Annotated in this window: 15 protein-coding genes; 9 read left to right on the top strand and 6 right to left on the bottom strand. The window is 61.0% G+C overall.

The features are described from left to right. The first annotated feature begins 43 nt into the window (after positions 1-43). From HFX_RS16635 to HFX_RS16625, 3 genes are read left to right on the top strand one after another with little or no spacing between them, the layout of a single operon-like run. A complete protein-coding gene (locus HFX_RS16635) occupies positions 44-814 on the top strand; it encodes a DUF4129 domain-containing protein (protein WP_004056480.1) in 771 nt (256 codons plus the stop codon). After that, positions 811-2,793 (top strand): DUF58 domain-containing protein, encoded by a 1,983-nt coding sequence (locus HFX_RS16630; protein WP_004056481.1) that lies wholly within the window; start codon positions 811-813, stop codon positions 2,791-2,793. Before HFX_RS16635 ends, HFX_RS16630 begins: the two co-directional genes overlap by 4 nt. 22 nt (positions 2,794-2,815) lie before the next feature. Further along, the gene (locus tag HFX_RS16625; protein ID WP_004056482.1) at positions 2,816-3,292 is read left to right on the top strand and encodes a DUF7519 family protein; all 477 of its coding nucleotides are present in this window, start codon (positions 2,816-2,818) and stop codon (positions 3,290-3,292) included. Between the two features lie 41 nt (positions 3,293-3,333). On the opposite strand, the gene HFX_RS16620 is transcribed toward HFX_RS16625, so the two are convergent. The 5 genes from HFX_RS16620 to HFX_RS16600 all read right to left on the bottom strand — a co-directional run bounded on the left by HFX_RS16620 (position 3,334) and on the right by HFX_RS16600 (position 18,023). Then, positions 3,334-4,296, bottom strand: a complete 963-nt coding sequence (locus HFX_RS16620) for an AAA family ATPase (RefSeq protein WP_004056483.1) — start codon at positions 4,294-4,296, stop codon at positions 3,334-3,336. Positions 4,297-4,443: 147 nt separating this feature from the next. Continuing rightward, on the bottom strand, positions 4,444-4,842 hold the full coding sequence (locus HFX_RS16615) for a hypothetical protein (RefSeq protein ID WP_231512953.1): 399 nt from the start codon (positions 4,840-4,842) through the stop codon (positions 4,444-4,446). A 67-nt stretch (positions 4,843-4,909) separates the two neighbouring features. Continuing rightward, positions 4,910-8,338 carry a baseplate J/gp47 family protein gene (locus tag HFX_RS16610; protein WP_004056485.1) on the bottom strand — a complete coding sequence of 1,143 codons (3,429 nt, stop codon included), beginning with the start codon at positions 8,336-8,338 and terminating at the stop codon, positions 4,910-4,912. Beyond that, complete coding sequence (locus tag HFX_RS16605; protein WP_014732700.1) at positions 8,338-12,450, bottom strand: RHS repeat domain-containing protein; 4,113 nt, start codon at positions 12,448-12,450, stop codon at positions 8,338-8,340. The genes HFX_RS16610 and HFX_RS16605 overlap by 1 nt, the downstream gene beginning before the upstream one ends. After that, a complete protein-coding gene (locus tag HFX_RS16600) occupies positions 12,447-18,023 on the bottom strand; it encodes a hypothetical protein (RefSeq protein WP_014732699.1) in 5,577 nt (1,858 codons plus the stop codon). The genes HFX_RS16605 and HFX_RS16600 overlap by 4 nt, the downstream gene beginning before the upstream one ends. Positions 18,024-18,591: 568 nt before the next feature. Here HFX_RS16600 and HFX_RS16590 point away from each other — a divergent pair. Continuing rightward, positions 18,592-20,214, top strand: coding sequence for an alkaline phosphatase D family protein (locus HFX_RS16590; RefSeq protein ID WP_004056114.1), 1,623 nt, complete (start codon positions 18,592-18,594; stop codon positions 20,212-20,214). Here the strand turns inward: HFX_RS16590 and HFX_RS16585 are convergent. After that, positions 20,211-20,810, bottom strand: a complete 600-nt coding sequence (locus HFX_RS16585) for a hypothetical protein (protein WP_014732698.1) — start codon at positions 20,808-20,810, stop codon at positions 20,211-20,213. The genes HFX_RS16590 and HFX_RS16585 overlap by 4 nt on opposite strands. 202 nt (positions 20,811-21,012) lie before the next feature. Here HFX_RS16585 and HFX_RS16580 point away from each other — a divergent pair, with 202 nt between their 5' ends. From HFX_RS16580 to HFX_RS16560, 5 genes are all read left to right on the top strand, one after another. Further along, positions 21,013-21,669, top strand: a complete 657-nt coding sequence (locus HFX_RS16580; RefSeq protein WP_004056116.1) for a helix-turn-helix domain-containing protein — start codon at positions 21,013-21,015, stop codon at positions 21,667-21,669. Between the two features lie 164 nt (positions 21,670-21,833). Beyond that, positions 21,834-22,019: a hypothetical protein gene (locus HFX_RS16575; protein ID WP_004056117.1), complete on the top strand. Its 186-nt coding sequence runs from the start codon at positions 21,834-21,836 to the stop codon at positions 22,017-22,019. After that, positions 22,016-24,043, top strand: a complete 2,028-nt coding sequence (locus HFX_RS16570) for a DUF11 domain-containing protein (protein ID WP_004056118.1) — start codon at positions 22,016-22,018, stop codon at positions 24,041-24,043. The genes HFX_RS16575 and HFX_RS16570 overlap by 4 nt, the downstream gene beginning before the upstream one ends. Positions 24,044-24,331: 288 nt before the next feature. Further along, the gene (locus tag HFX_RS19390) at positions 24,332-24,562 is read left to right on the top strand and encodes a DUF7331 family protein (protein ID WP_004056119.1); all 231 of its coding nucleotides are present in this window, start codon (positions 24,332-24,334) and stop codon (positions 24,560-24,562) included. Between the two features lie 327 nt (positions 24,563-24,889). Then, positions 24,890-25,885: a helix-turn-helix transcriptional regulator gene (locus HFX_RS16560; RefSeq protein ID WP_231512954.1), complete on the top strand. Its 996-nt coding sequence runs from the start codon at positions 24,890-24,892 to the stop codon at positions 25,883-25,885. The last annotated feature ends 25 nt before the right edge of the window (positions 25,886-25,910 follow it).

Below are 25,910 nucleotides of genomic sequence, written 5' to 3'. Positions count from 1 at the left end.
TTATACCTATCCGAATTGACTTATTGATAGAACCTATTCACCTATGAATCGGTCCCACGTCGTTGCCCTCCTCATTACCGTGTTCGCTCTCGCGGTCCTCGGCGTCGCTGCAGGTACACTCGAATCTGCACACCCAGCCAACCCGAATCAAGCGGGGTCCGCGGACACCCCGGTAACGTTCCACGAGCAAGAAGGAAAAGCCAAACAAACAGACAGCCCTGGTGGACAACCAATCATTAATCTCGTGTTTCCCGAGACGGATGTGACAAATGGCCTCGACAGCAGTGCTCAACCTGGCAGTGCCCTCTCTCGACTTGGTGTCGGTGTCGCCCTTCTCGTTGTCGGCGCGATACTCGTTTTGTGGCGACTTACGAGCGATGATTCCCACACTGATGTCGTTGCCGACGACGAGTTGGTGACGCCCGTCGACGAACCGGAGCCATACACGCCAGTCGCAGACGCCCGAGATGTACCGCCCACAAACGATGTCTATCGCGCGTGGCAGGCGATGGTCTCGTCACTCGGTTCAGCGGACAAACCGCACGAGACGCCGACGAAACTGGCACAGACTGCAATACAGGCTGGCTTCCCTGCGTCCGACGTACACTCGATTACTGAGGTGTTCTGTGCAGTGCGATACGGTGGGACGTCCCCAACTAATGAGCGCGAACAGCGTGCTCGTGATGCATTTGCGTCGATTCGGCAGGCTGACGGATATTCGACTGGGTCCGGTTCTTCTACCGACTCGGCTGAGTCGGATATGTCTGCTGTCTCATCTCAGTCTGACACTTCTCCTCTCTCACCGGACCCATGAGCCGGACTCATCGTTCGATTCTCGTCTTCGGCCTGTTGTCGAGCTTCGTTGGCATTCTTCTCATCGTCTCGCCGACACTCGGTGGTGCTGTCACCCTCTCTGGCGTCGTTCGAACGGCCCCTATCGCTCTTACCGGCGTTCTCGCAGTCGTTCTCGCGGCAGTCTACCTCTTCGGTGAGATTCGCTCGATGTCGGTATCCGAGGACGGACAACAGACGGAATCAAGTGAACTTCCTTCGCCAGAAAACCGTCCTCGATACGAACACCCCGGAACGGCGTTTGCGCGACGGTTGGAAGCAATTGAGTGGACCGACCGACGTGCGGAAGACCCGGAAGCGCGTCTCGCACTCCGTGCCGAACTACGACAGATGGCGATTACAGTCCTCTCGCGAACGGAACGGTGGACGCGGACGGACATCGAGACACGGTTGGATGAGGGACGTTGGACTGAGAACCCACACGCGGCGGCGTTCTTCGCCGACGATGTCGTTCCGTCGCTCTCACTCCGGCAGCGACTGCGCTCACTCCGAAGTACCGAACCGCCGTTTACTCGGCGGGCGCGACACGCCGTTGCCGAACTCGCGACCAGATTCGACGAGGGCGACGTGACACCGGCGCTGTCCGACGCAGCGCGAACGTCGCTCAATGACCCTCCGACCGTAACGACGCGGCGGTACTGGCCATCCGATACGACGGAGGACTCCCGAGAATCCACAACGGACCGAACACGTGGTGTGACCGCAGCAGCGCTTGCGGCCGGTGGGCTCGGTATCGTCACATTGCATCCGGCGCTTCTGCTCCTTGCGCTCTTCGGTATCACCGTCTCCGGGTACACTCGTATCGTCCCTTCACCGACGGAAACGGTCTCTATCACGAGAACTGTCAGCGACGCCGAACCCAACCCAGAGAAACCTGTCGAGGTAACCGTCTCGATTCAGAACACGAGCGACGCCACGATTGCAGACCTCCGGCTCATTGATGGTGTGCCTGCCGGACTCACCGTCACAGAGGGTTCGCCACGATTCACCACCGCGCTTCGACCGGGAAAGGAGGCGACGTTTACGTACACCGTCGAAGCCGTCCATGGTGTCCACGCGTTCGACCCTGCGCTACTCATCACGCGCGACGTGTCCGGCGTCCGTAAGCGGGAAACGCTCCATCGGAGTTCGCCCACAACAATCACTTGCCATCCGTCGGAGTGTTCCATGCCCGAGGTGGGACTTCGACAGCAGACGACGGTTCATCCGGGTCAGTCGCGGTCGGCAATCAAAGGCTCCGGTGTCGAGTTCCACTCGGTTCGGGAGTACCGGCCTGGCGACCCGCTGTCTCGAATCGACTGGAAGCGCAAGGCGAAGACGGGCGAGTTCACAACAATCGACTTTCGGGAGCCTCACCTAGAGAACGTCTTACTCGTAATTGACGCCCGGGCTGAAGCCTACCTCGAACCGGCGGGTGAGTGTGACGAACCAATCGTCCAACGAAGTGTGACCGCCGGACACGCGCTTGCGTCTCAACTACTGTCGGACAGTATCCCAGTCGGTATCGCGGCGCTCTCACCGCGGTCGTGTTGGTTGCTGCCGAGCGCTGGCGACGTACATCGCCGCCGAATTCGAGAGACACTGTCCGGCGATGATGCATTCGCATGGAACGCTCCAGAAGGCGAATTCGACGCAACCGAAGCAGTCCGCGAGCTATATCAGCGCGTTCGACCGGACACACAGATTATCTTCATCTCGCCACTCTGCGACGACGAGGCGACGGCCGTCGTACGACGACTCGACGCCTACGGCTATGCGGTCTCGGTAATCAGTCCGGACCCGACGGCACCGGAATCGGCGACTTCTACGCTCGACTGTGGCACTGCATACGCATCACTCACTCGGCGACTCCGACTCAGTGACCTTCGTGGAGTTGATATTCCCGTCGTCGATTGGAATCCGTCTGAGCCGTTTGCGGAGGTGATGCATCGTGAATCGTAACGCTCGGCGATTGCCAGGTGAGATGCCACCACTCCTGAGTAGTGGCATTGCGCTGCTAGCGGCTATCGCGACACTCGTCATCACTGCTGTGTCCACCTACACGCTCGCGGCAAGCGCGCTTGGCGTCTTCTTCCTCCTAGTTGGTCTCGTCCGCGGGTCCACCGAAATATACACGCTTGGAACCGTTCTACTCGTAGTTGCGATTATTCTCGCGGGGATGCTCGGGATGGCCCCACTGTTCCTTCTCACTGCTGCATTCTTCGCGCTCATCGCGTGGGATGTCGGGCAAAACGGATTCAGTATCGCCGACGAGGTCGGAAGCGGGGTGTCGACCCTTCGAATCGAGATGGTGCACGCAGTCAGCAGTAGTGTCGTGTTCGCGGCCGGTTCGAGCGTTGGCTATGCGGTGTTTCTCACCATGACGGGCCGACAGCCGGTCCTTGCGCTTGTTGCGCTTCTCGTCGGTGTCGTTGCATTGCTGCTCGCACTTCAGAGATGAGTTGAGTCATCTTCTCTTTCACCTTCTCCCCTACGTGTACGTCAGGCGTTCCCGAGTGAGACCTTCGGGACGCTGAGCGTGTCGAGAATGTCCGAAATCACGTCAGACTTACTGGTCTCTTCAATCGAGGCGTCGGGAGTGAGAACCAGTCGGTGAGCGAGTACCGGGCGGGCGACTGCTTTCACGTCGGCGGGCTTGACGAACTCTCGGCCTTCGAATACGGCGCGACTGCGGGCAGTTTCGAGGAGTCGTTGTGTCCCGCGCGGTGAGACGCCTACTCGGACTTGCGGGTCGTTTCGCGTCGCCTGTGCGATACTGGTTATATAAGAGATGAGGTCGTCGTGAACGCGGACGGACTCCGGGACGGATTGTAGGTCACGAACTTCCTCAGGTGAGAGGACAGTTGTCACAGTCGGTTCCGACGTGTCTCTGTTTGTCCGGCGGCGGAGAAGTCGGTTTTCGGCTTCGGTCTCGGGGTAGCCGATTGTCGTTTTGATGGTAAATCGGTCGATTTGCGCCTCTGGGAGCGGGAAGACACCCTCGCTCTCGACAGGATTTTGGGTTGCGATGACGAAAAACGGGTCCGGGAGCGGGTAGGTGTCGCCGTCGACGGTCACTTGCCCTTCGGCCATCGCTTCGAGGAGCGCGGCCTGCGTCTTCGGCGGGGCACGGTTTATCTCGTCGGCGAGGACGACGTTCGCGAAGATTGGGCCACGGGTAAACTCGAAGCGTTCTGCTGCTTCGTTGTAGATGTGGGTTCCAACGATGTCCGACGGGAGGAGGTCGGGCGTGAACTGCACTCGACTGAATTCGAGGCCGAGTGCTGTGGCGAAGCTCTTTGCTGTGAGCGTCTTTCCCGTCCCGGGAACGTCTTCGAGGAGGATGTGCCCGTCAGAGACGACGCCGACGAGTACGGTTTCGAGGAAGTCTTGGTCAGCGACGACTGCGGTTTCGACTGATTTCAGAACGGACTCACAGTACTCCGTTGCGGAAGCGGGGTCCATGAATTCCCGTACGAATTGGAATCGTATAGAAACGTTGGATGGTAATCAGTTTAAGGTAAAACGATAGGATGTGAGTACCGCCTAGTCGAACTCTTTGGATAGGGTGGCACTACAGCAGTGTCTCAGGACCGGAGCACCGATTACGATTTACAACTCGTGGGTCTCTGTCTCGCCGTGTGCGGTGATTCGAACCTCGTCGACGGTGAAATTCGCGTCGTCAAGTCCGTGAACCGTTCCATCGGGTTCCGGTGTGAGGTCGAATTTCGTTCGGGATGGGACGTAGACGAGATACGCCGTCCCGTTGTAGTGCATCGTCGATGTCTCGGTGAAGGTCACGTATCCGCCGTCGACAATAATCTCATCACCCTTCGGGAATATTTCGCCATCGAGTGGTGTGATTGCGATAACGCGCGACTGGGAGTCATTCACTGTAACTATCTCTGTAGAAACGTCGTACCGAGGCCCGGAGTCGGGCGTGAGAGCACTACAGCCGGAAAGCAGGACGAGTACGGCTAGCACTACAGGGAGTCCTCGCGAGTCCATCATCGATTCGTGTCCGCGCTTACAAAAATAGCTTTTTGCTGGTTTCACACCCCATCGAAAAGCCTTCGTCTTAGTCTTCGACCCACTCCCACGGCCGGTCCGCTGGTTCGCTGCTGAACGTGTTCTCGCGTTGCGGCAGTGCCGCCGCGATTGTTTCGAGGTCGGAACCGGTGGGGAAGCCGGTTGCCGTCGACAGCCGACTCGTGAGTGTTACGTCGGTGCTTCCGTCGCCGTCGACGTCGAAGCCGTGGGACTGCTGGGAACCGAGGTCGCTCAGTTCCGACGTGCCGATTCCGGGGACTGCTCCACCCGGCCACTCGACTGCCTGTTCGGCTTCATCGCGTAACGTAGTCCCCGCACCGCCGGTCGTCGCATTGGGATTCGTGACGCTCTGGACGCCCGCGGGAGACGTTGGGAGTTGTGATATCTGCCCCGCGCCGACGTTGTACTCGTCGCCGGGATTGACTGCCTCGATGTTCGCCGTTACCGTTGTTGAGCCAGCCGCTGGTGCGGCCTGCGCGGTCGTTTCGAAGTCGAACTGATTGCCGTCGGAATCCGGGGCAGTTCGAACGGTCGTCCCTGCGGGGACGGTGACGCTGTCGTTGTTCACTGTGAACTCGACGCTTCCGGTCGCCGTGGCATACGGGGGCACGTCGAGCATCGCCTCGATACGGTCGGTTTCGTTCGACTCGCCTGCGGCCGCTCGGAGCATATCGAGACCGGTTCCCGGTCGATAGATGTGCAACCGCAACGCCATCGCCACGCCGAACTCCGACTCCGGGAGACCTTCTACGTCGTCGAGGTCCGCGGCTCGACGAACTGCGAACTCGTAGATGCGCCGGCGCATGGTCTCGTCACCTCTGATGGACGCGACCACTCGGTACATCCAATGCCACGTTCGGAACCACTGGGCGTACGCACGGCGGTCTTTCTTGGAGACGGTCGTGTCGTTTTTGCCCGTCCGTCCTCGGATTGCCAGGTCTCCGTCAATCTGGTCACTACCCGGGGTCTTCCGGTGGAGCAAGTACGCGGCCCCGATGTGTTTGCCGCTGTTCCGCCACGTGTACTCCGAAACGTTGCTCCCATCCTTCGGTTTCCCGTAGAGACGCGAGGGCCAGACTCCGCGCGAGCCGTAGTATCGCATGTACAGGTCCTCGTCTTGGTCGTGCAGGTACGAGAGGAACCCCGGCCACTCACCAACCTTCTCGGCGTTGGTGCCGAGACCGAACACGTAGTGACAAAGTGGTTGGGAGAGTACCTGGTTGTCGTAGCAGTTCACGACATCGAAGTAGCCGGTTGACTCCTGGTACGTCGCGGCGGCGACGGCCTTGAACGCCGCGAGTTCGTCGCTTCCGAGGTCGGATATCTCCTCCGCTGTCGAATGGAAATTCGATGGTACGACGGGGACCTGCCCGTGGTTTGACCCGCTCATATGCGGCCCTGTAGGGCTCCCGCTTCGGACCCCTTGGTCGCCGAGCGTGTGGAGACGAAGCCCAGCAGAGACTTCTTCGTCCGGCGTGACGTCGGCGTGCTCCGAGAGGTCCCGAACGAACACTCGTGGGGTTACCGACTCGACTTGCGTGGCACGCCAGACGTTGTCCAGCGCCTCGTCGGTTCCGTCGTTGTCGTAGTCCGCGGTGGCAATATTGGGATAGCTTCCCGTCCCTGCACCCGTCCCCGAATCGCGTGCCTCGACCACTATCGGGTACCGCGCCCGACGGAACCGCCACCTTCGGAGTCGGTCACCCGTAAGCGAGTCGAGGACCCCGGTCACCACTCGCTTTGCGGGTTCCATATTGAAACTTCCATCCGACTCAGTCGAGGTTACTCTGGTCGGGTTGGGAATCGCTTCGAGATTCTCGCCGTACACGTCCTCGTTCTTGAATACGTGGACCGCTGCCTGCGGATACGACAGCGCAATCTGGAACTCGCGGAGTGCCCATTCGGTGAACAGGGCTGCTGAATCGTCCACATCCCCTTTTGATGGGTCGCCCATCTCGCCGCTCCCACTCTCGCCGGGGGCCGGCGCTAATTCGATTCCCAGCAGCCGAAGGTCGTCTTGGAGCAGACGAACGTATCCCGGCTCATCACTCGACGGCAGTTCGTCGGGATTCGTCCGCTGTGAACCTTCGTACGTCGCAGTTCCGCTTCCGGCGTCGTTGTCGCCAGCCCGCAGATGCCAGCCACCATACGGTGGGCCCAGAGGAATCTCGTCTTCGACTTGGTCCAGAGTGCCGTCCTGTGCGGTAGGGTCGTTGGGGTTGGTGCCGACGATACCGACGAGTACGTCGAACGGCGTCGTCTGTTCGAGCACGTCGAGCAGGCCCGACTGGTCCACAGTCACATCGAATTCAGCACGGTATGCTTCGACGAGGTCGGTCGTAGAGCCGCCACCGGTCTGGATTCCGAGCAGGTCACGGAGCGGATTTTGGGGTGAGGAGTTCATGATGTCCCCTTCGAGCAGTGCGCGTTCGTACAGTGCACGTTCGACTGCATCGTCGTAGGAGTCTACTGGTTCGTTCTCCTCGATACCTAACTCCGTGAGAACGCTTCGAGCGACTGCGATACCGAGCCACCGTGTCGCGCGTTCTATTTGTGTCTCGGCATCTGTGAGGCCTGTTAGATGGTTCCGGACGGTTGCTGCGGTCGCGTTGCTCCCAACCGGTGCAAGCCCGTCTGCAACCGCAACGTTGCCAGTGGGTGACCCATCCGAGAGCACCTGACTGTACTCGTTTACGGTGACGTTGCTGCCGGTGCCTTCCAGGGTAACCGTAATCAGGTGGTCGGACGCACACCCGGGGAGTCCGCTCGACACCGGAACGCCGGTGACGAGGCCATTTCGGGTCCCCGAGGCGTTCTTGTCGAATTGGACGGGAAGCGAGTCACCGAGGTCACCCCACACTAACCGGACGTTGGCCGGTCGGAGTACGTGGGCCGCGACGCGCTGTATCTTTTCGAGCACTGCCTCTCGTTTGTCGTCGGTGTTCCCGCTTCCGGAGAGGCGACTGGTCAGCGCATCCACCCGGTCACGGAACGTCTGGTCAGTGGTGACGTGGACGAACTGCGGGACCGAAAGGAGGTGCCAGCCGAGTTCCTCGCCGCGCTGTCGGTTTCGCCCGCTGCCCGTGACCTCGAACAGTTGGACGTAGAACTCACCCGGTTGACCGGCGTACACGTAGATTCCGCCGTTATTTCCGGCGGCACCGCCACTGCATCCGTCACCGCCGCTTCCGGTCCCTGTGGTTGGAACTGAACACGACACCTCTGGCGCTGATATCCCGGAACTAATCGACCACTCGACCCGACTCGCGCCGTTAAGCTCGTTCTGGTCGGGCCAGAGCACGATTCTTCCGGAGTTGTCCCCGAGCGTCCCGAGGTCGGCCGTCCGTTCGCCGTGATGGAAGGACCGAACCTGCGCAGGGATGTTTCCGAGTGCCTTCTTGTCTGCCGATGGTAATTCGAGCGAGACGAGTCGTCGTTCGACGCTTTCAAACATCATTAGTTTCCTCCTTGTGTGGTCGTGTCGCTGGTGGCTGTCCGTCCGCGGCGGTCCTCAACGGTGGCTGTGTACGTGTATGCCCACGACGATTCCGACGACGGCACTTCGTCGACTATCTCGACGACTCGCCCGCCCGGACTGGTCGAAACCGTCGTGCAGTCCTCTACGGGTGTCTGTTCGAGCGTCGTCCAGTCGTCGGTTCCAGCGCGCGAACGCCGGAGTCTGAGGTCAAGGTCGTAGCCTTCGACATCGATTTCGACCCGCCGCTTTCGGTCGTCGCCCTGTACCGCCTCGACCGATTTGACGGTGGGTTTCGGTGGTGGTGTCGACGAACTCGCGCGAACCCACACCGGCTCGGTCGGCGACGACCGCTCGCCGGATGCTGACTCGGCTACGGTGCGGTAGGCGTACCATCGGTCCGCGTACGGCACGTCGTCGGTCACGGTCGTCGGCTGATTCGTCTGGAGCGGGACGTCAGCAGCACTTCCCGACGTGTTCGGGAACGCGAGTGGTCGCATCCGTCGGAGGTCTTTTGCGGCTTCCGGGTCCGGGGTTCGGAAGAGCCGCACGTTTTTCGCCGTCCCCGACGCGTCGGGTTCGAGTCGCAGTCGGACGCTGTCCGTGTCCGGGCGTGCCGATAATCGAGGTGTCGAGGGAACCCGCGGGGTTCGCGGTGCGATGACCGCGAACCCATCCGGTCCGGGCCATTGTGATTTGGTTCCCGTTGGACCGGTGTGTCGCACTGTGACAACGGTCCAGCCCCGGTCGTCCCCGCCGAGGGAGACGGTGTGTTCGGTCGTGTTGTGGTCGTATGGCTCCTGATGGTCCGGTGAGAACACCTGCTGGTTGTTCGCGGCGAGGTTCCGAAGTTGCTCGGCACGCTTGCCGGGTGTCTTGGCGGCGAAGTCGTCGTGAGCCACGTCGGCGGTGCTCAGTAACCGAGCCTGAGACGCTCGGAGCACCTTGGTCTGACTCCCGGACGGTTGACTCGACCAGTCACACGTCCAGTGACAGTTCCCGTGTGCGTCCGGCCACGTGGTCTGTTGCGGTCCCGGCGGCATCGACGGACTTGCCGGTTCCCGCGGTGCGGTTCGGCTCGCAACCGCGCGCCGCGCCACGTCTCCCGCGTTTGGCGCGTCCGGCGTCGGCGGATTTCCGTGAGTATCGACCGCGACCGCCGTCACCGACAGTTCGGCCGTATCGCCATCGTACGGGACGGTCACGTCGGGAATCGTGACCTGAACCCGAGCATCGACTGTCGGGTCTTGAGTGGCGTGTGCCGGCTCGACTTGCGCGGTGATGCCCGCCCGATTCGACGTCACCGACAGCGAGGGCCACGCGACCTGTATCCGCTCTCGCGTTCCCGGCGCAATCTCGGCGCGGTCCCAATTATCGAATCCGCGGCTGCCATCGGCGGTCGTCGGCTCGACCTTTCCTTGCTCGCAGAGGAGTTCGAAACTTGCGGTATCCGGTGCGAGTTCGCGTTGGCCCGCGGTCCAGTCGAATTCGAGTTCGAGGTCCCACGTGGTGGTGTCTGGGTCGCCCACGAGGTCCGCGATGAGTCCCGTCGGTGCGGGCGGTGCCACCTCGTCAGTAATCTCGACGGTAATCTCCGCGAAATCACTGAATCGACCCCACACGTCCATACCCGAGACGCGGTAGGTCGCGGTTCCGAGCCCCGGTGGGTCGTGGTCGGTCACGCTCGCCTTCCCGGACGAGGCGTTCATGTGTGGCAACGTCACTCCGGTGTCGGGGTCGTTGTGGTGGATTGCTTCGTCCGTTCCCTGGAACTTCCGCCGGACGGCGTAGGCGATGTGTCCGCCCGACGTGAACAGGTTCCCGCCGTCGGCGTCCCATTCGAGTTTGACGCTCGCGGGGACCGATTCACCCGGTGTCGGAGTGAGTTCGGCAGAGAGACCCGTGGGTGACGAAACCGGCGAGGACGGAGTCGCTTCGATATCGGTCGCAACGGAGACTACCGTGACCTTCGCGTCGGCCATCGCCTCCAGCGCAGTCGTCGGTTTCTGGTCCGTTCGACTCCAAATCGGAAGCCGGACCCCGTTCGAGTCGGGTTCGGTGTCTCGGTAGTTCTTGAGGAGGCGGACGCCAGTCAGCGGCGCGAGCATCGCGTACCACCACAGGAGCGGCCAGTCGGCCTCCAACTTGTAGTCGAACCGGGCGTCGAGACGGTCAGTCTCGGCCGTGGCTAGTCCAAGTGCGGTCGCTTGCTGTGGGTCAACTGCGGCCGTCAGCACTGAGTCGAGCAACCCGAGTTCGACTTCGCTCCCCTGTAGCTTGTTGGTCGTCGTCGCGTCGGGCGAAAGCGTTTGTTTTCGCGTGACCGAGTCCTGCCGGACCGCATCGGTCATCTCTCTTTCCAGAATCGTATCGAGCGCTTTTTCGAGCCGTCTGTGACCGTCTCCGAGATAGCGTTTCCGTTGGTCGGTTCTAACGGCGTTCGGGTCGGGTGCTGGCGGCCACGACGGTTCGTCCCACGGCGGAAGCGCCTTCGGCGGCGTGTCGCGGAGTCGGTCACGGGCAATGGACCGTCCCGGCTTCGAGGCCCGCGGATAGAACACCCCGTCGCCTCGGATGGGGAGCCTAAACGTATCAACTTTCTCCCACCCCTCGGTCTCGGCGTACTCCCCAACTGGAAGCCAGTACACGCCGTACAGCATCGCGCCCGTTCCGGTGATTTTGAGTTCGTCGATAACGCTCCCGTGGAGCACTAGCGAACCGGTCACCCACGGATTTTGAATCGGCGTTGGACGGACGCTGATACCGCCACCCGTGCCGCCGAAACCGGTGTTGCTGGACCACAGCGGACCGATGTCGAGCGCGCCAGCGCCGATTCCGCCGGTGCCGCCGCTATCGAAGCCGCTGATTCCCCCGCCGACACCGCTGCTACCGCCACTTCCGTCGCCGCCACCGCTTCCGCCGCCGCTCTCACCGTCACCGCTTCCGACGCCTTCGGTACTGCCGTCACTCCCGTTTTGCTCTCCGACGAGCGTGGACCCCTCGGCGTTTGGTTCGAGCACTTGCACGTCCTGCACCTCCATGATATTCTCAAGCTCGGTTTCGGGGATTGGTAACGGCTCGAAGGGTATTTCGAGGTCGATGCCAACGCCACCGCGGTCCTGCACCCGCGTTTCGGTTCCCTCCTCGCCGACCGCGACCGCCCCTATCGACCCGGTCATCCGCCGTCGAGCGAATTTGATGCTGACCCAGCACGCCGATAGTTCGGCCGCATCGACCGCGTCGCTCTCGGCGAACCGGACTCGCGTGGGCGTTTCGTTCAACGGGACGCCGTGGCTGTGGTCGTCGTACTGCTCGACGGTCACCCCGTTCGGGTGCGTCACCCGGAGTCCGTTTCCGGTCCGTATCTCCCCGCCGGAGAGGTTCGATTTGAACCGCAGTGAGCGCCGGACCGCGAAAATATCCTTCGGGCTGATGTTCGACGGCGACTCCCGTCGGTACAGCCTGAACCCGGACCGCGGGAAGCCGATGCCCGACTCGAAGGTCCACCGGAGATACCGACCGTCTGGTAGGTAGTGGTCGTTTTCGAACCCTCGTGCGGCCAGTTGGAGCATGCCAGGGTCAACGACCGTCCGGATAACGTCGGACTCGTCGCTCTCGGTGCTCGAATCACCACGCTCGGTACTCACGGGCTGAGAGAAGAACGTGGTCGGGAACCTCGGCACCGACTCGGGTTCCGAGATAAGGCCACCCAACTCCGCGGCGTGCTCGCCGAGCAGGTCGTCGAGTGACCCGAGGTCCTCGCCGAGCGCGTCCAGCAGGCGACCCGACTTCGCCACGTCGTCGTCGAGCAAGCCGCCGAACGGTCCTTTGTCATCGGTGTCGATACCGATGTCGCTGAACAGACCCTCTAAATTGTTCGTCCCACCCGCTTCGACGGCCGGACTCGACCACAGGGGTTCTCGCCGGGGCTGTTCTCCCCCTGTCTCGGAGGGCGTCCCTGCGTCGAGGTCGATGTCGAGCGCGGCGAGTTCGTCCGGAAGTCGAAGCGTCCGTCGTTCCGCGTCACCCTCTCGTTCCGCGTCGGTCTCCTCGTGGGTGTCGGCTTCGCCCGGCCGGTTGCCGTCGAAACTCATGGAATCACCCCCATTGGCTGTAACTGCGCAGGACGCTTCGGTATCGCAACCGTCGTCCGCTCGGTTGCCCCCGAGTGGTCGACTTCGACGGTGCAGTCGGCGTTGGCGGCGAGTTCACCCGCATCCGGCACGAACAGCACTCGGGCGCGGTCCGTCCGGGTCAGGAACCGCCCGTTCAACTCGCGGCCGTTCTGCTTCACCGAGAGGTCGTATCCCTCTCTGGCAAGCGGTTCTGGTCCGTCGAACAGAAGTGCCAACGGGTCCGCCGTGTCCGACGACGGTTTCCACCGCCAGATTCGAACCACCTCGGGGTCGTCCGGCGCTCGCCGGGGGGAAAGCCCCACGTCTCCGTGGAGGAGCGTATCGAGGGCTTCGTCGTCCACCGTCACCCCGGTTGCCTGCGTCTTCGTCGCCGCCAGTGATTGGAGCGCCTGCTCGTCGGGCGCGGACGCGACTAACTCGTCCACCGGCTCGTGAGCGCCGAGGTGCTCGCCTGCGTCGAGGTACCGCGAGGCGGTAAAGCGCCACGAGTGGACGGCCGGCGCGGTGGACTCGTCGTCGAAGTTCACGTTCTTGAGCTTCGTGTTCGCGTCTACGACGTGAATCGACGCGACGTAGCGAGCGCCCGGTTCGAGTATCGATTCGATAGTGTCCTCGCCCGACGCGTACAGTTCCATGGGGTCGATGTTCAGACAGCCGATGTTCGAGAGCATCTCCCGCCACTCCGCCGCCGTGGGTGGGAGGTCAGATGCGAGTTTCTCGGTGACATCGACCGCGTCGAACTGGTCGTTCCCCTGTTCGTCCACCAGCCTGACCGCAAGTGCAGTACCGTGGGCTTCGAACGCCGCGAGCGTGCGCTCTCGCCGGAACGCTAATTCGACGTCTGAACCGCGGTAGAAGGCCGGTGCACCGTCGCGAGGCCTCGTCGCCACGTCCCAGTTGTCTTTACTTCCATCTGGGTCGTCGGTGGCCCGAAGCCGTTCTCTGGGTTCTGCCTCGGTTCGGACGGTCCACGTGCGCGAGTGGGTCCCGGCGGCATCCGAGAACTCGGGGTCGGATTCGCCCCACTGCTCCGCGTGGGTGGCTTTCACTTTCACCGAAATCTCGTACTCGGTATCCGGCTTCAATACGCCCGGTGCGGTTCCACTGTACTTCGCGTTCAACAGGTCGCTATAGAGGTCGTTCATTGCATCTACCTCGACGTTTGGACTGCTTCCTCGCTGTCCCGGTAGGTCGGCGGTCACGTCCAGAACTGTCGCCGTGAAGGGTTCGAGTGACTCTTGGACGAATCCGCTGGCTGCTCGGACGGCCCACAGTCGGACTACGTCGATGCCCGACGTGGCCGTCACTTCGTAGATTCCCCAGCCCTCTCTGGTTGCGTCGTGGCTCGGACCCACGGGGTCCCTATCTGAGTACAGCGGCTCGACCCACTCCGCTTTGAGCGGTTCACCATCGACCTCGCCGTCCGACATCGGTTGCGCGGTCAGCTTCACGTTCGGCGCGAGCAGGAGTCTGATGGTCACCTCGTCGTTCTCGGGCACCGCCACGTCGAGCGCCTCGCAGGGACGGGTTTCGAGACTCGCGAGCAAGCGATTCGAGTGGTCCGACCGCCCGACCGCCTGCGGGACACAGAGGAACCGTCGGCGTTCGAACGCCGGGGTCGGAGCGGCGGCTTTCGACCAGGCGCGTTCGTGAACCGCAGCAGGGAGTACGTCGAAGTCGGCGTACCGCTGAAGCGACCGGCCGGCGTTCGTTTGCGGTTCCGCACGTCCGTAAGCCGGCGGACTCTCGTCGTCTATCGGCGTCAGTTCGTCCGCCTCCTCGTCCAGTGGTCCGGTTGGCATGTCGGCAGCGTGGTACGTGGCGCTCTGTTTGGGCTTTTCGCGCCGACAGGGGTCCCACGACGCCTCCGTCTCGCGGACGAGTTTCGCCGCGGTGCCAACGTACTTGCTCGTGTGGCTCTTTTCGGCGTCGAGCAGTTGGAGAGCGTTCCGTGCGGGCATCCCACCGCTCGAAGTGGCCCCGGCGTTCCTTCCAGCCTCCGTGTTCCCACCGCTGGTGGCTTTCGGGTCCCACGTCGCCGGCTTGTCGCTCAGCGTTTGGTTGCTTCCGTCCTCGCGCACCTCGGTAATCGAGACGTCGACGAGTTCGTATCGGTAGCCGACGCGATGGCGCTTTTTGATGCCGTTTTCGTCCTTCTCTTCCGAACTACTCACGACCTTCCAAACGGGGTGGTTCGTGTCGTCACCGCCCGTATTGAACGACCCGACTGTCCCGGACTCGTTTCCGACCGGTGCGTCGAATGCGACTGTAAACACCGGGTCGACCGGTACTCTATCGTTGTTGCCGTTTTCCGACAGCTCCTGTGCTTTCTTTTCGTACCGCGAGTGCGCTGTCACCCCCTCGATTGGGTCGGGTGCATCCGGAAGGTCACCGCCGGGACCGAACGTGAAGTCGACGCTCGTGTGCACGTCGCTGAGGGGCCACGGGAGGTCGATGTCCACGCCGACCTCACCGGTCAGTTCGAACGGTTCGGGTGCGACCGCGGATAGCTGGGCATAGACGCCGAGTTCCGGGCCGAATCCGAATACCTTCACTACCAGACCTCCCTCGATTCGGACCATCCCGACGAGAAGCGGCGGATCAGCCAGCGAGACGCCGAGGTGGAACGCTGCTTCGGCGTACAGATAACACTGAATAACGTCGGCATCGAGACCCCACTTGACTCGGGCCTCACCACCGAGTGCGAGCGCCAGTCCCGGCAGGTCACCCATCGGAAGTCCGGCAATCGTTCGCCCGTCGAGCATGAGGTACGACGAGATGTCGAGCATCCCGAGCGCGAGCGCTGTCACGCGCTTTTCTTTCGGCTGATAGCGTCCGAAGTAGAGATAGAACTGCTCGGCGTTCTGCAGGTCGACGAATAGCTCGACGGGAACGTCGAGTTCGACTAAGTCGGCGTCACTATCCTCCGGAAGCGAGAGGTCGGCCTTGATATCGATTGAGAATACGTCGTCTTCGAAGTCGAGGACGATGACCGCGGCGAACGGCGGCGAGGACCCCCCGCCCATCGAGGGCTTCCCCGAGAACATGTCCGCCTTTCCCGCAATCATGATGACGGGGCCGGGGAGCATCAGGAACAGTCCGGCCTTTGCACTCCACGACCGGGCCTCGTCGGGGGCCGACCCGAGCACCACGCTCGCACCGAAGCCCCACTCGTCCAGCGCCGGTTCCCACTTCGGCGCGTCGGTTGTGTACTGGGGCGATTCGTTCATGTACCACTCGGGGAGGTCGCCATCCTGCGGAAGTGCTGGTTGGGCGTTTTGCGCGTACAGCAATCCGAGTCCGTACAGCGCCGCACCGGACGTTCCGAGGGGAATCCCCGGCGTGAACGTTCCGTCGATAGTGACGACGAGCGTCGTCATCCCGCCACTGCTCTGCGCCGACAGCAGGTCGATGTCGAAGGTGAACTGGTAGCTCGACCGCTTACGGTGGTCTGCCGGCTTTTTCGCCGTTCCGTTTCCGACGACGAACGCCTGTAGCGACCCGACCATGCCGCTTTCCCACGTCCCTTGTGCCGGTTCCGGGAACTGGCTGATGGCGTCTTTTCCGGTCGTCATCTCCCCCGAAGCGTACAGCGTCCCCGGAGCCAAGATGGTTATCGGCTGACCGCCTTGCTTCAAGCGAACGCCTTTGAAATCCCCGACGTCGGGTTTCTTCGCGTCGAAGGCTAACACGACCGCGTCCGGAAGGCCGCCGATTGCGACGTCACCGCTCCCGCTGGCTTCGACGCCGAGTTCGATGAGGAACTCCTCGTCGGTCTTTCGTAGACTGACATCGGTGATGGTGACCACGTTTGCGAGGTTGGCATTGGCCGAGAGGGTCACGCTGATGTCGTCGAGTTCCCACGACACAGCGACCGGATTCGGTTGCTTTGTCGCTCCCGCCTTCTGTAACTCGCCGTGATTGAGGACCCATGTCAAAGTGAGGTCGTTCAGCCCGAGGCCGAGCGGGGTGTCGATATCAGCGGCATCGAGCTGCAGTTGCGACTCGACACTCGTCGAGACGGACACGGTGAGGACGCGCGCCCAGTAGTCCGTTCCGTTCGCCGTCCGCTTTTCGGGCGCGTAGCTGAACGACAGTTCCTTGATGGCGATTCGCTTCGTTTCGAGGTCGCCCCGCGCTTCGAGGGCCGCCATCGATGCCATGACGACGCCGAGTTCGGTGTCGAGCGGGGCGGTCAACCCTGCCATCACGGCAAACACGACGGGTGCTGCGCTTCCCAGTGCTCCCGTTCCGAGGTGGAGAAATGCGTCGTCGTCGCCGCCGCGGACGACGAAATCAAAGCCGAACCGCGCCGGCGGTGCCTCGGGCGACGGGTCGTACCGTAAATCGGTGCCGAGCAAGAGCGTTCCGTCGTTGCCGAGTCCGCCGAGGTCGTCGCCGTCGTCGTTCGAGAGCGTCGAGAAATCGAGGGCGACATCGGCCGCGAGGGTCGTCGGCACCCAACCCCTGTCGAATCCGAGCGTGAGTTTCCTGAGTTGGAGGAGTTCGTCACGGCTACTCGCCGGCGGAACGACGAACGAGACTGACCCGGTCGCCCCGTTCTCGTCGATGAGCCACTCCGAGAACGTCAGACGGGAGCCGCCGGCCGAAGTGCTGCCGCCGTTATTCGACCCGTTGCCGCCGTTTGCCCCGCTTCCGTTTCCGCCGCCGTTCCCAGACCCTCCGTCGGCATTCGAAGAGTCGAGTTCGTCGGGGAGGAACGGGAGGAGTTCGTCTAACCCCCAGACGGTCGTTTCCCCGACGTAGAGCCCTTGCCACGAGGCGTCGTAGCCGTCCATCTCCGTGACCGATGGGTGGCCGGAGGTAGAAGAGAAGTCTGGAGCGACCTCCTCGAACTCTAATGCGATACCGCTTCCTCGGACTAACAGCGGCGGGAGCGTAACGTCCTGTGGACCGCCGACCGAAATCGAGGCACCGTCTTTCGTGTCGGCGACCACCGTCGGGTTCACGAGTTTCGTGGTCGGTCGCGGGTCGTCGGCGACTGGTTCGATTCCGACTGTGTTTCCGTTTTGGGTCACTCGCCGACCGACGCGGAGGTGTTCACCCGGAAGCAGTAGATGAACCTCTGGAAGGCCGAACTCGGCCCGTACATGGCCGAGTGAGTTGATATCGTGGAAGTATTCGGGGTTCTGCTGGAGATTGAGCGCGTTCGAGTCGATACCGAGTTTGTCGGCCGTGCGTTCGACGTCTTTGACGGTGATGACGCCTTTCGCCAACAGAATGACCGAAATAGCCGCGAATAGTGGCTCAGAGTCGAAGGTAAGAGAAAAGTCGAATTCAACCGCACCAGCGTCCGGCTTTCCGACCGAAACATCGAACCCACCGATTTCGATTGGGTCGGGTTGTTCGACGGAAAGTGTTGCAGACAGGGTGACACCATTCGCCCCCCAGTCCTCTTCGACATCTGTGAGTTTCCCTTCCTCGAATAGGGTACCTGTTCCCTCCATCTGGTTCCACGGCTGCCATTCGGGTGATAGCAGGAGTGTGTCTTGTATGAGGATAGTTGACATATATCATTATTCATTACACATCTGAAAACAGTCACGGAGAATTACATCACTGGTAAGGTATGATAAAAAGAACATTCGATTGAATAGTCTCCCACCACTGAGTTTCTCTTATAGAGATGGAACGCTACTATACAGTTGAGAGCGAGGCTACTAATTATGGTCGTAATATTGTCATTACCAACTACTTACAACACCTGCTCAAGAAAATCAGCGGTTCGGGGCCTCACTGTTTCGACACACCACGTACTGAAGTGGAACTCGTGTCCACCGGTGTCCGAATAGAACGTTTCCACGGGCGCGTCGGCAGCCACAAACGCGTTCTCCATCGCCTCTGATTCGGTTACTCGAACAACGTTGTCGCGGGCGTGGGCGAGAAACATGTCTCGGGATGTCTTCGGTTATCACCCAGCGATACGAATTCGCACGCTTCGGTTATTACTCAGCGATACGAATCCGCACATAGTAACACCGATTGATACAACGACCAATTAGTCGGCACTATTAATATATTATTCAACTCTATAATATTACAAAACCCTATTATAGAATAAAGTGTGCTATCGTATAGATGGACGTAGAAAACCCGCCGTCTCCAGACCCGAACGCGCACAGTCGCCGCCGCTTCTTGCAGCGAACCGGCGGTGCAACAGCCCTCGCAGTTCTCGGTGCTTCGGGACAAGCCGCAGCAGTTGATGAACACGGTCGATTCAAAGCAGACCCCTTCTCGCTCGGAGTCGCTTCCGGCGACCCCCTGCCGGATTCCGTGATTCTTTGGACTCGCCTCGCCCCATCCCCGCTCACGCGCGGCGGTGGAATGCCGGATAAACGCGTTCCGGTCCAGTGGACTGTCGCGGAGTCCGAAGATATGACTCCTGTTGTTCAGACCGGGAACGTGTTCGCCGACCCCGCTCACGCCCACTCGGTCCACGTCAACGTGCAGAACCTCGACCCGAATACCGAGTACTACTACCAGTTTAGAACCGGTGGATACCGCAGTCCGGTCGGTCGAACGAAGACCGCTCCGGAAGTCGGGGCAACCCCGGAGGAGTTCAGATTTGGATTCGCGTCGTGTCAAGCCTGGTATGACGGGTTCTACACGCCCTACAAGCACATGGCGGCGGACGAACTCGACCTGATTGTTCACCTCGGAGACTACATCTACGAGTACGGTATCGGTCCGAACGGTGGCGTTCGCGATACGGCCGTTCCGCAGGCGTACCGGTCCGAGCCGACGACACTCGACCGATATCGGCTTCAGTACGGACTGTACAAGTCGGACGCTGACCTCCAAGCCGCCCACGCAAGTGCCCCGTGGCTCGTCACCCGCGACGACCACGAAGTCGACAACAACTGGGCTGGCGACGTGCCGCAGGACCCCGACAAGCAGACTGTCGAAGAACTCCTCAAACGTCGGGCCGCGGCGTTCAAAGCCTACTACGAGCACATGCCGTTCCGGTTGGAACAGAAACCGGACGGTCCCGACCAGAAACTCTACCGGAACTATACGTTCGGCGACCTCGTCGAGTTCAACGTCCTCGACACGCGCCTGTATCGGAGCGACCAAGCCTGTGGCGACGCGTTCACTGTTGATGCGTGTCAAAAGCGGTTCAAGGAGAACCGGACGATTCTCGGCGACCGGCAGCAAGCGTGGTTGGTGAACAATCTCGAAGCGTCGAACGCGACGTGGGACGTGCTCGCCAATCAGGTTCCGTTTGCGAAGATGGACTTCTTACGCGGTGCAGCGGATGGCTACCGAATGGACCAGTGGGACGGGTACGTCGCAGACCAAGTGGCGGTCAAGAACGCCTTCGAAGCGTCCGTCAACAACCCCGTCGTCGTCACCGGCGACTTCCACTCCAACTGGGCGAACGACATCAAAAGCGCACAGAACGAGTCGAAGACAATCGGAACCGAGTTCATCGGAACGTCGATTTCGTCCGGCGGCGACGGCTCCGAGTTCAGCGACATCAACGGGAACAAGGAGGGCGTCTTCGGAAAGCACGTCGTCAAAGAGAACGAGAACGTCAAGTACAACAACAACAGGCGGGGATACACGCGATGTACGCTGACGCCCGATGAATGGGTCACTGAGTTCCAGGTCGTTGACTACGTGACCGAACCGGGCGCACCCGTGCGGACGGACAAGCGATTCGTCGTCGAAGCGGGAACGCCAGGTCTACAAGAGCCCTAAGTGGTGGTTCGGACCTCCCACAGTCGAGCGAACAAAATCGGACCCAAGAGCAGGTACGCAACCGACGAGTAGAGACCGGGGAAGTACCCGAACTCTCCCGTTGCGAAAAGCGGATAGAGTGGATGGAGGATACCGTTTCCGATGACGCCCATGAGCGTGAAAAACCAGACGACGAGCATCGGTCCCTTGATTCCTCGATAGATAGCGACGGCCCCGAGCGCGAACGCCGCGTACGAGACCATGTTTAGCTGGACGAACGTCGACAGGTCGAACGGTGCCGCGTTGAACACTTCGACGGGCCATCGGGTGTAGAACCCGGTGGTGAACTCTTCGGCGAAGTGGAGGAATTGCACCGCGAACGCAACCAGATAGACGGGAAGAACGCGTTCGGGGTCTGGCATCCGGTGAACGGTCGTCATGAGGTGACAACTGTACGCCAGCACGATTGCCGGGACGAACGTGACGACCAACGAGAGACCGGGAGACAAGTACGTGAACGCGCCGACCAGCAGGACGGTGACAACTCCCGGAGCGAGCACGTCCCGCGACCGCAGTGCGGGTGATTGCTCCGCTACCGAGCCACTTCCAGCTGTCATCTCAGACATCTCCCTTCCAGTTCGAGGTGACCGCGACAACCTGTAGTGCTTCGAGCAGTTCGTCGTTCGCTCGGTGTCGACCGCAGTCCATTCCGCGGTTGGACCAATCCAATCATGGGTCAGTCATCACTACACCCACCGGGCGAATGTCGGTGCTGCCGTACCCAGAAAGGTCCATTAATATGGCCGCACAGTACCATTCGTGCACTCGATTACGCTACGGGTCTCCGTCGAGGACGACTTCCACCCGGCGAATCGGTTACTTGCAGAGGACCCGTCAATCTCGCGCGAACGAATCCGGTCCGTCACGACGCTCGACGACGGCTCAATCGTCCTTCTGTATCACCTTCGTGGGGACCTGACTCGCGTACGGAAGCACCTCACGAACCATCGAGGCGTCATCGAAAGCGACGTTCCGGACGGAACGAATGGGCTCGTGTACATCCACGGGCGGCCGACCGTCCCGATTCGTGAATTGTTCGACCTCGCCCGGACACACGAGGTCATTTTCGAACCTCCCTTCACGCATATTGGTGATGCACTCGAACTGCGGATGGTTGGTGAGGAGCGGACGCTCAGTCAGGTCGCCGCCGCGATTCCTTCGGAGATTGACTTAACGCTCGTCAGAAAAGGCCCGTATCGACCTGAAACACGAACGCTCGGGTCGAAGTTGACTTCCCGTCAACGCGAAGTCCTCGCAGTCGCCGTCGAACGCGGGTACTACGAATCACCGAGAGAAACGACCCACGAGGAGATTGCCGCTCACTTGGGTGTCACAACCGCAACGGTGAGTGAGCACCTCAGAAAAATCGAACGGCGTGTGCTTTCAGCACTCGTCAACGAAGCACCAACGGTCTGAAACTACTATTTAAACACACCGACGTTTCAAATATAGTGAATTTCACACTTTGGTAGAACGTCGTACTGCAGAGCCTTGATTCGGCAGGATTCGACTGAAATCCCCCGGATTCTCTCTGAGCGTCGCCTCTTTATACGGGGTTCTGCGGGGGAACTGCAGGTGCGATGTGTCGAATTGAAGCGACCACGTACGATGGTTGGGCCACCGGTCGGGAGTGTCCCCTCTCCGGCGACCCGGCCCGCATGGCCGACCGTGCGACGGCCACGGACGAACAGCCAAACGACTACCACCCTCGCTCGCTCCAAGCGGAACAACACAGTCCAGCGGACTGGCTGGGGGTGTCAGCATGAGCGACGACGACCTCACCCGCAGGCGGGTTCTGCAGGGCATCGGTATCACCGGAGTCGTGGGAGTGACCGGCTATGGACAGGTGACCAACGGCACGCACTTCGGGAACGCGACCGTGCGGACCGAACGCGAAGTGCCCGAAGATGATCACGGTGACCGCTGTCCGCCGGTAGAATACAACCTCAACACGGGCTACGACCAGACGGACGACGAGCTAATCCCGGCAGGCTCGAAGGACGACGACTGGGACGTGACCGGCGACGAGAAGAACGGAGCGGGGACAGTGCCTCGTGACGCGGACGTGGTTGGAAGCAACTCCTGGCCCACCACGTTCCAGGATAGCCAGTGGATCTCCTTCGAACCCGACAGCGGACGCCGCCTTCCCGAAGAAGACACGCAGTACGAGTACACGTACTGCTTCTGTCTCAACGAAGGCTACCGGAATCCGGAGCTAACGCTGACGCTACAGGCCGACGACCTCGTGGAGGACATCCGTCTGAACGGGAATCCGCTGCCGTTTTCCGGCGACGGTGATTTCCAAGGTGCGCCGATTGAGGAGACGTACACCAGTCGACGCTACTTTCAGCCCGGTGAGAACTGCCTGACGGTGGTCGTACGCGACACCCAACAGGTCGTCTCCGGGGTGAATCTCGTCGGCCAGATGCGCGCGGAGAACGCCGACTGTGACTGTGGCTGTGGCGGCTGTGACCTCTCGGTCGAAAAGCACCACGAGGGGCAGTTCGCGTTCGGTGAGACGGGTACGTACGTCGTCGAAGTGTGCAACGATGGCGACGGCGAGTGTACCCGCGCGGCCGTCGTCGAGGACGAACTCCCCGACGGCGTGGCGTTCGCCTCGGCATCCGGAAACGACTGGCGAGTCTCCGTAGACAACGGGACAATCACCGCAGTGCACCCCAATCCCGGTGGATTGGCACCGGGCGAGTGTCTCCCGCCATTGGTCGTCGAGGTTGAAATCGCGCCCTTCGAGGAATTCCCCACGGATATCGAGTTGTTGCGCAACTGTGCCGACCTGCTTGGCAGCGATGAGGATGCGGCCAACGACACCGGCTGCGACGAAATCCGGTGTCTCGAAGGCAAGCATGCCGTCCAGGGCGGTGCTGACGACGAGTTCGCCGGCGGGAATACCGAGGCGACGTCACCCAGCCAAGGGCTACAGGAGCGCATAGACCTCCCCATTCGGGACTTCGACGAAAGCGGCATCAACAAGCCGTTCGCCCACACGTTCGAGGTTCCGCAGCCACCGCTGGCGGGCGATATCTGCGAGGCGACATTGTCGTTTCGCGCTCGTCCGAACGGTGCCAACGACAACAACGATTTCCTGTCGCTCGGGCTGTGGCACGACGACGGCACGAAAGACGAGGAGTACAGCTGGAGTCAGAGCATGGGAGAACGGAACACGCCCGGCATCTTCCCCGTCCAATGGTCCGAGAACCAGACCGGTGCTCACGAGACGACGCTGGACCTCTCCGACCTCTATAATCATTCCCAGCCGAACGCCGACTTGGTCTCGTACCTCCGACAGCATGGTCGGCTTGACGTGATGATTCACGACGACACCGAAGTCGACTACATGGACCTCGCGGTCACCTACTGCTGTGGTGACGGGACAGAGGAATGTACACTCTCGGTCGAGAAAACCGTGGAGGAACCGTTCAGACTCGGTGACACCGGAACTTACGTCATCGAAGTGTGCAACGACGGCGAGGTACCGTGTGAAGAAGGTCCCATCAACGTGACTGACGAGTTACCGGACGGAATCACCCTCGCAAGAGCGGGCGGCAACGGGTGGGGTATCTCCCAACGTAACGGCACCCTTGTCGCCGAGCATCCCAACACCGACGGACTAGAACCGGGCGAGTGCCTCCCGGCGCTGTATATCGAAGTAGAAGTTCCGGAAGAATATCCCGCCACCGACGAGATTCGAAACTGCGTGCGATTGTTCGTCGACGACCGGGCCACTGCCGAGGACTGCGTCCAACACACGGTCACGCAGCGTGAGCGATAAACCAGTCCGTCTGGATACGCTTTCTTTCTGTTGTTCAGTCCACGTTCGATATTCACAGTGTCTGTCAATCACGTGTGTCTATCGTGACTGTTAATCGGTCTGGGACGCCGACAGGAAGCAGAGAACTGGTATAAAATTCATCCGACCGTTTTTCGCTCCGTTTGAGCGATTCCAGTAAAACCGGAAGACAGAGGTGAGTCTGAATCGGGTAAATTCACCCGGATTGTCGGGAATCCGGCCGGCGCTTCGGGTGTTTATACGGGATTGTAGGTGCGATGTGGAACTGTGATGCGCTCTAACGGCGGCCGCGAAACTGCGACGCGCGAGGTTGCCCGAATGCGCATTGCGGAGACAACTATGAGCGAATCCAAGAATCCAGCCGATGATAGCACCGACCGAGTCGCAGACGACCTGTACGGCGCGTATGTCAACTATGGAATCGTGGTCATTTACGAGCGGGACGAGCCATCCAATTGGATACAGTCCGACAGCGCAGTCGACTTGGCGGAAGCACGGTGACCGTTCCGGACGTCGACCGGAATCGGCAACAATATCTCAACGAAATAGCCACTGAGACGGGTCTAGCCGGTGAGACCGGCGAAGTCGGCGAAACAGCGGACACAATCAATGTCGCTGACGGAATCTATTCGACGGCCGATAGTCGAACCAACGGTCTGTCTGATACTGCCAGCACCGAAACTCCACTCTTATCCAGCACCAACTGCCATGCCATGTATATATGTTAGAATACCGCATAGTATGGTGTGGATGAGAGTCAGCGCGTTCCAGGGTGAAGCCACCAGCTGCATCGTTGTTGGTGTCGCTGTCATCGTGTTTATTGGCGTCGTGACTAGCGCATTTCCCGCTGAGATGGCAGCGGCCGAGTCGACGCCAGAGCCATCGGACACACCTGACTCGCCGGACGCACCCGACTCGCCGAACTCAGTCATCGACTCGGTCGCGCCGGGCGCAGGCTACGACGATATCATCATCCGAATCAAACTCGGCCGCGACGGGACCGCCCATTGGCAGGTTCTGTTCCGATACAGGCTGGATGACGCGGCCGATGAACGCGCTTTCGAACAGGCTCGTCAGAACGTATCGAACCCGCCCGGCGTGTTCATTGACCGGATGCAACAGGCCGTCTCCCGCGCCGAAGCACGGACGGGTCGGTCGATGCACGTCCAGAACGGTTCGGTCGAAACGTACACGTCGGTCCCAGCCGGCCGCTTTGGTGTCGTCAGCTACCGCTTCGAATGGACGAACTTCGCGGCCACGACGGCAGAGAATCAGTACGTCCTCGGCGACGCTATCAGGCGGTACCAGCTCAGCGAGAACGAATCACTGTGGATTGAGTGGTCCGAGAGCTTTCGGAAGGTGTCTGTCTCGCCCGCGCCGGATGCGTCCCAGGAACGCGCCGTCCGCTGGGACGGCCGACAGTGGTTCCAGTCCCAAAATCCGAAAGTCGTCCTCGTCGCGACTGGTACCGCCGCACGGGAGGGGCCGCCAATTCTACCGGCTGTCGGTGTCGCCGGGCTTCTGCTCGCGGTCGTGCTCGGCTGGTATGGCCGTTCGCGCCGGCGCGGTGTCGAGACGCAAATGCGTGACGAGGAGACACTCGCGGTCCCGTCCGACGAACTACTCAGCAACAGGGAGTGCGTCCTCCAACTGTTGGAAGACAGGGGCGGACGGATGAAACAACAGGAACTCATCGAGGCCATGGAGTGGTCCCGAACCAAAACCAGCAATGTCGTCAACGAGATGCACGAGGCCGAACAGATAGAGGTGTTCCGACTCGGACGTGAGAACGTTCTCGCACTCCCCGGAGAAATCGAGATATGACCCCTGAACCGCCGTCGTTTGGCCG

It is taken from the genome of Haloferax mediterranei ATCC 33500, from assembly GCF_000306765.2.
Taxonomy (GTDB): Archaea; Halobacteriota; Halobacteria; order Halobacteriales; family Haloferacaceae; genus Haloferax; species Haloferax mediterranei.
This window is presented reverse-complemented; position numbering and strand designations above follow the sequence as displayed.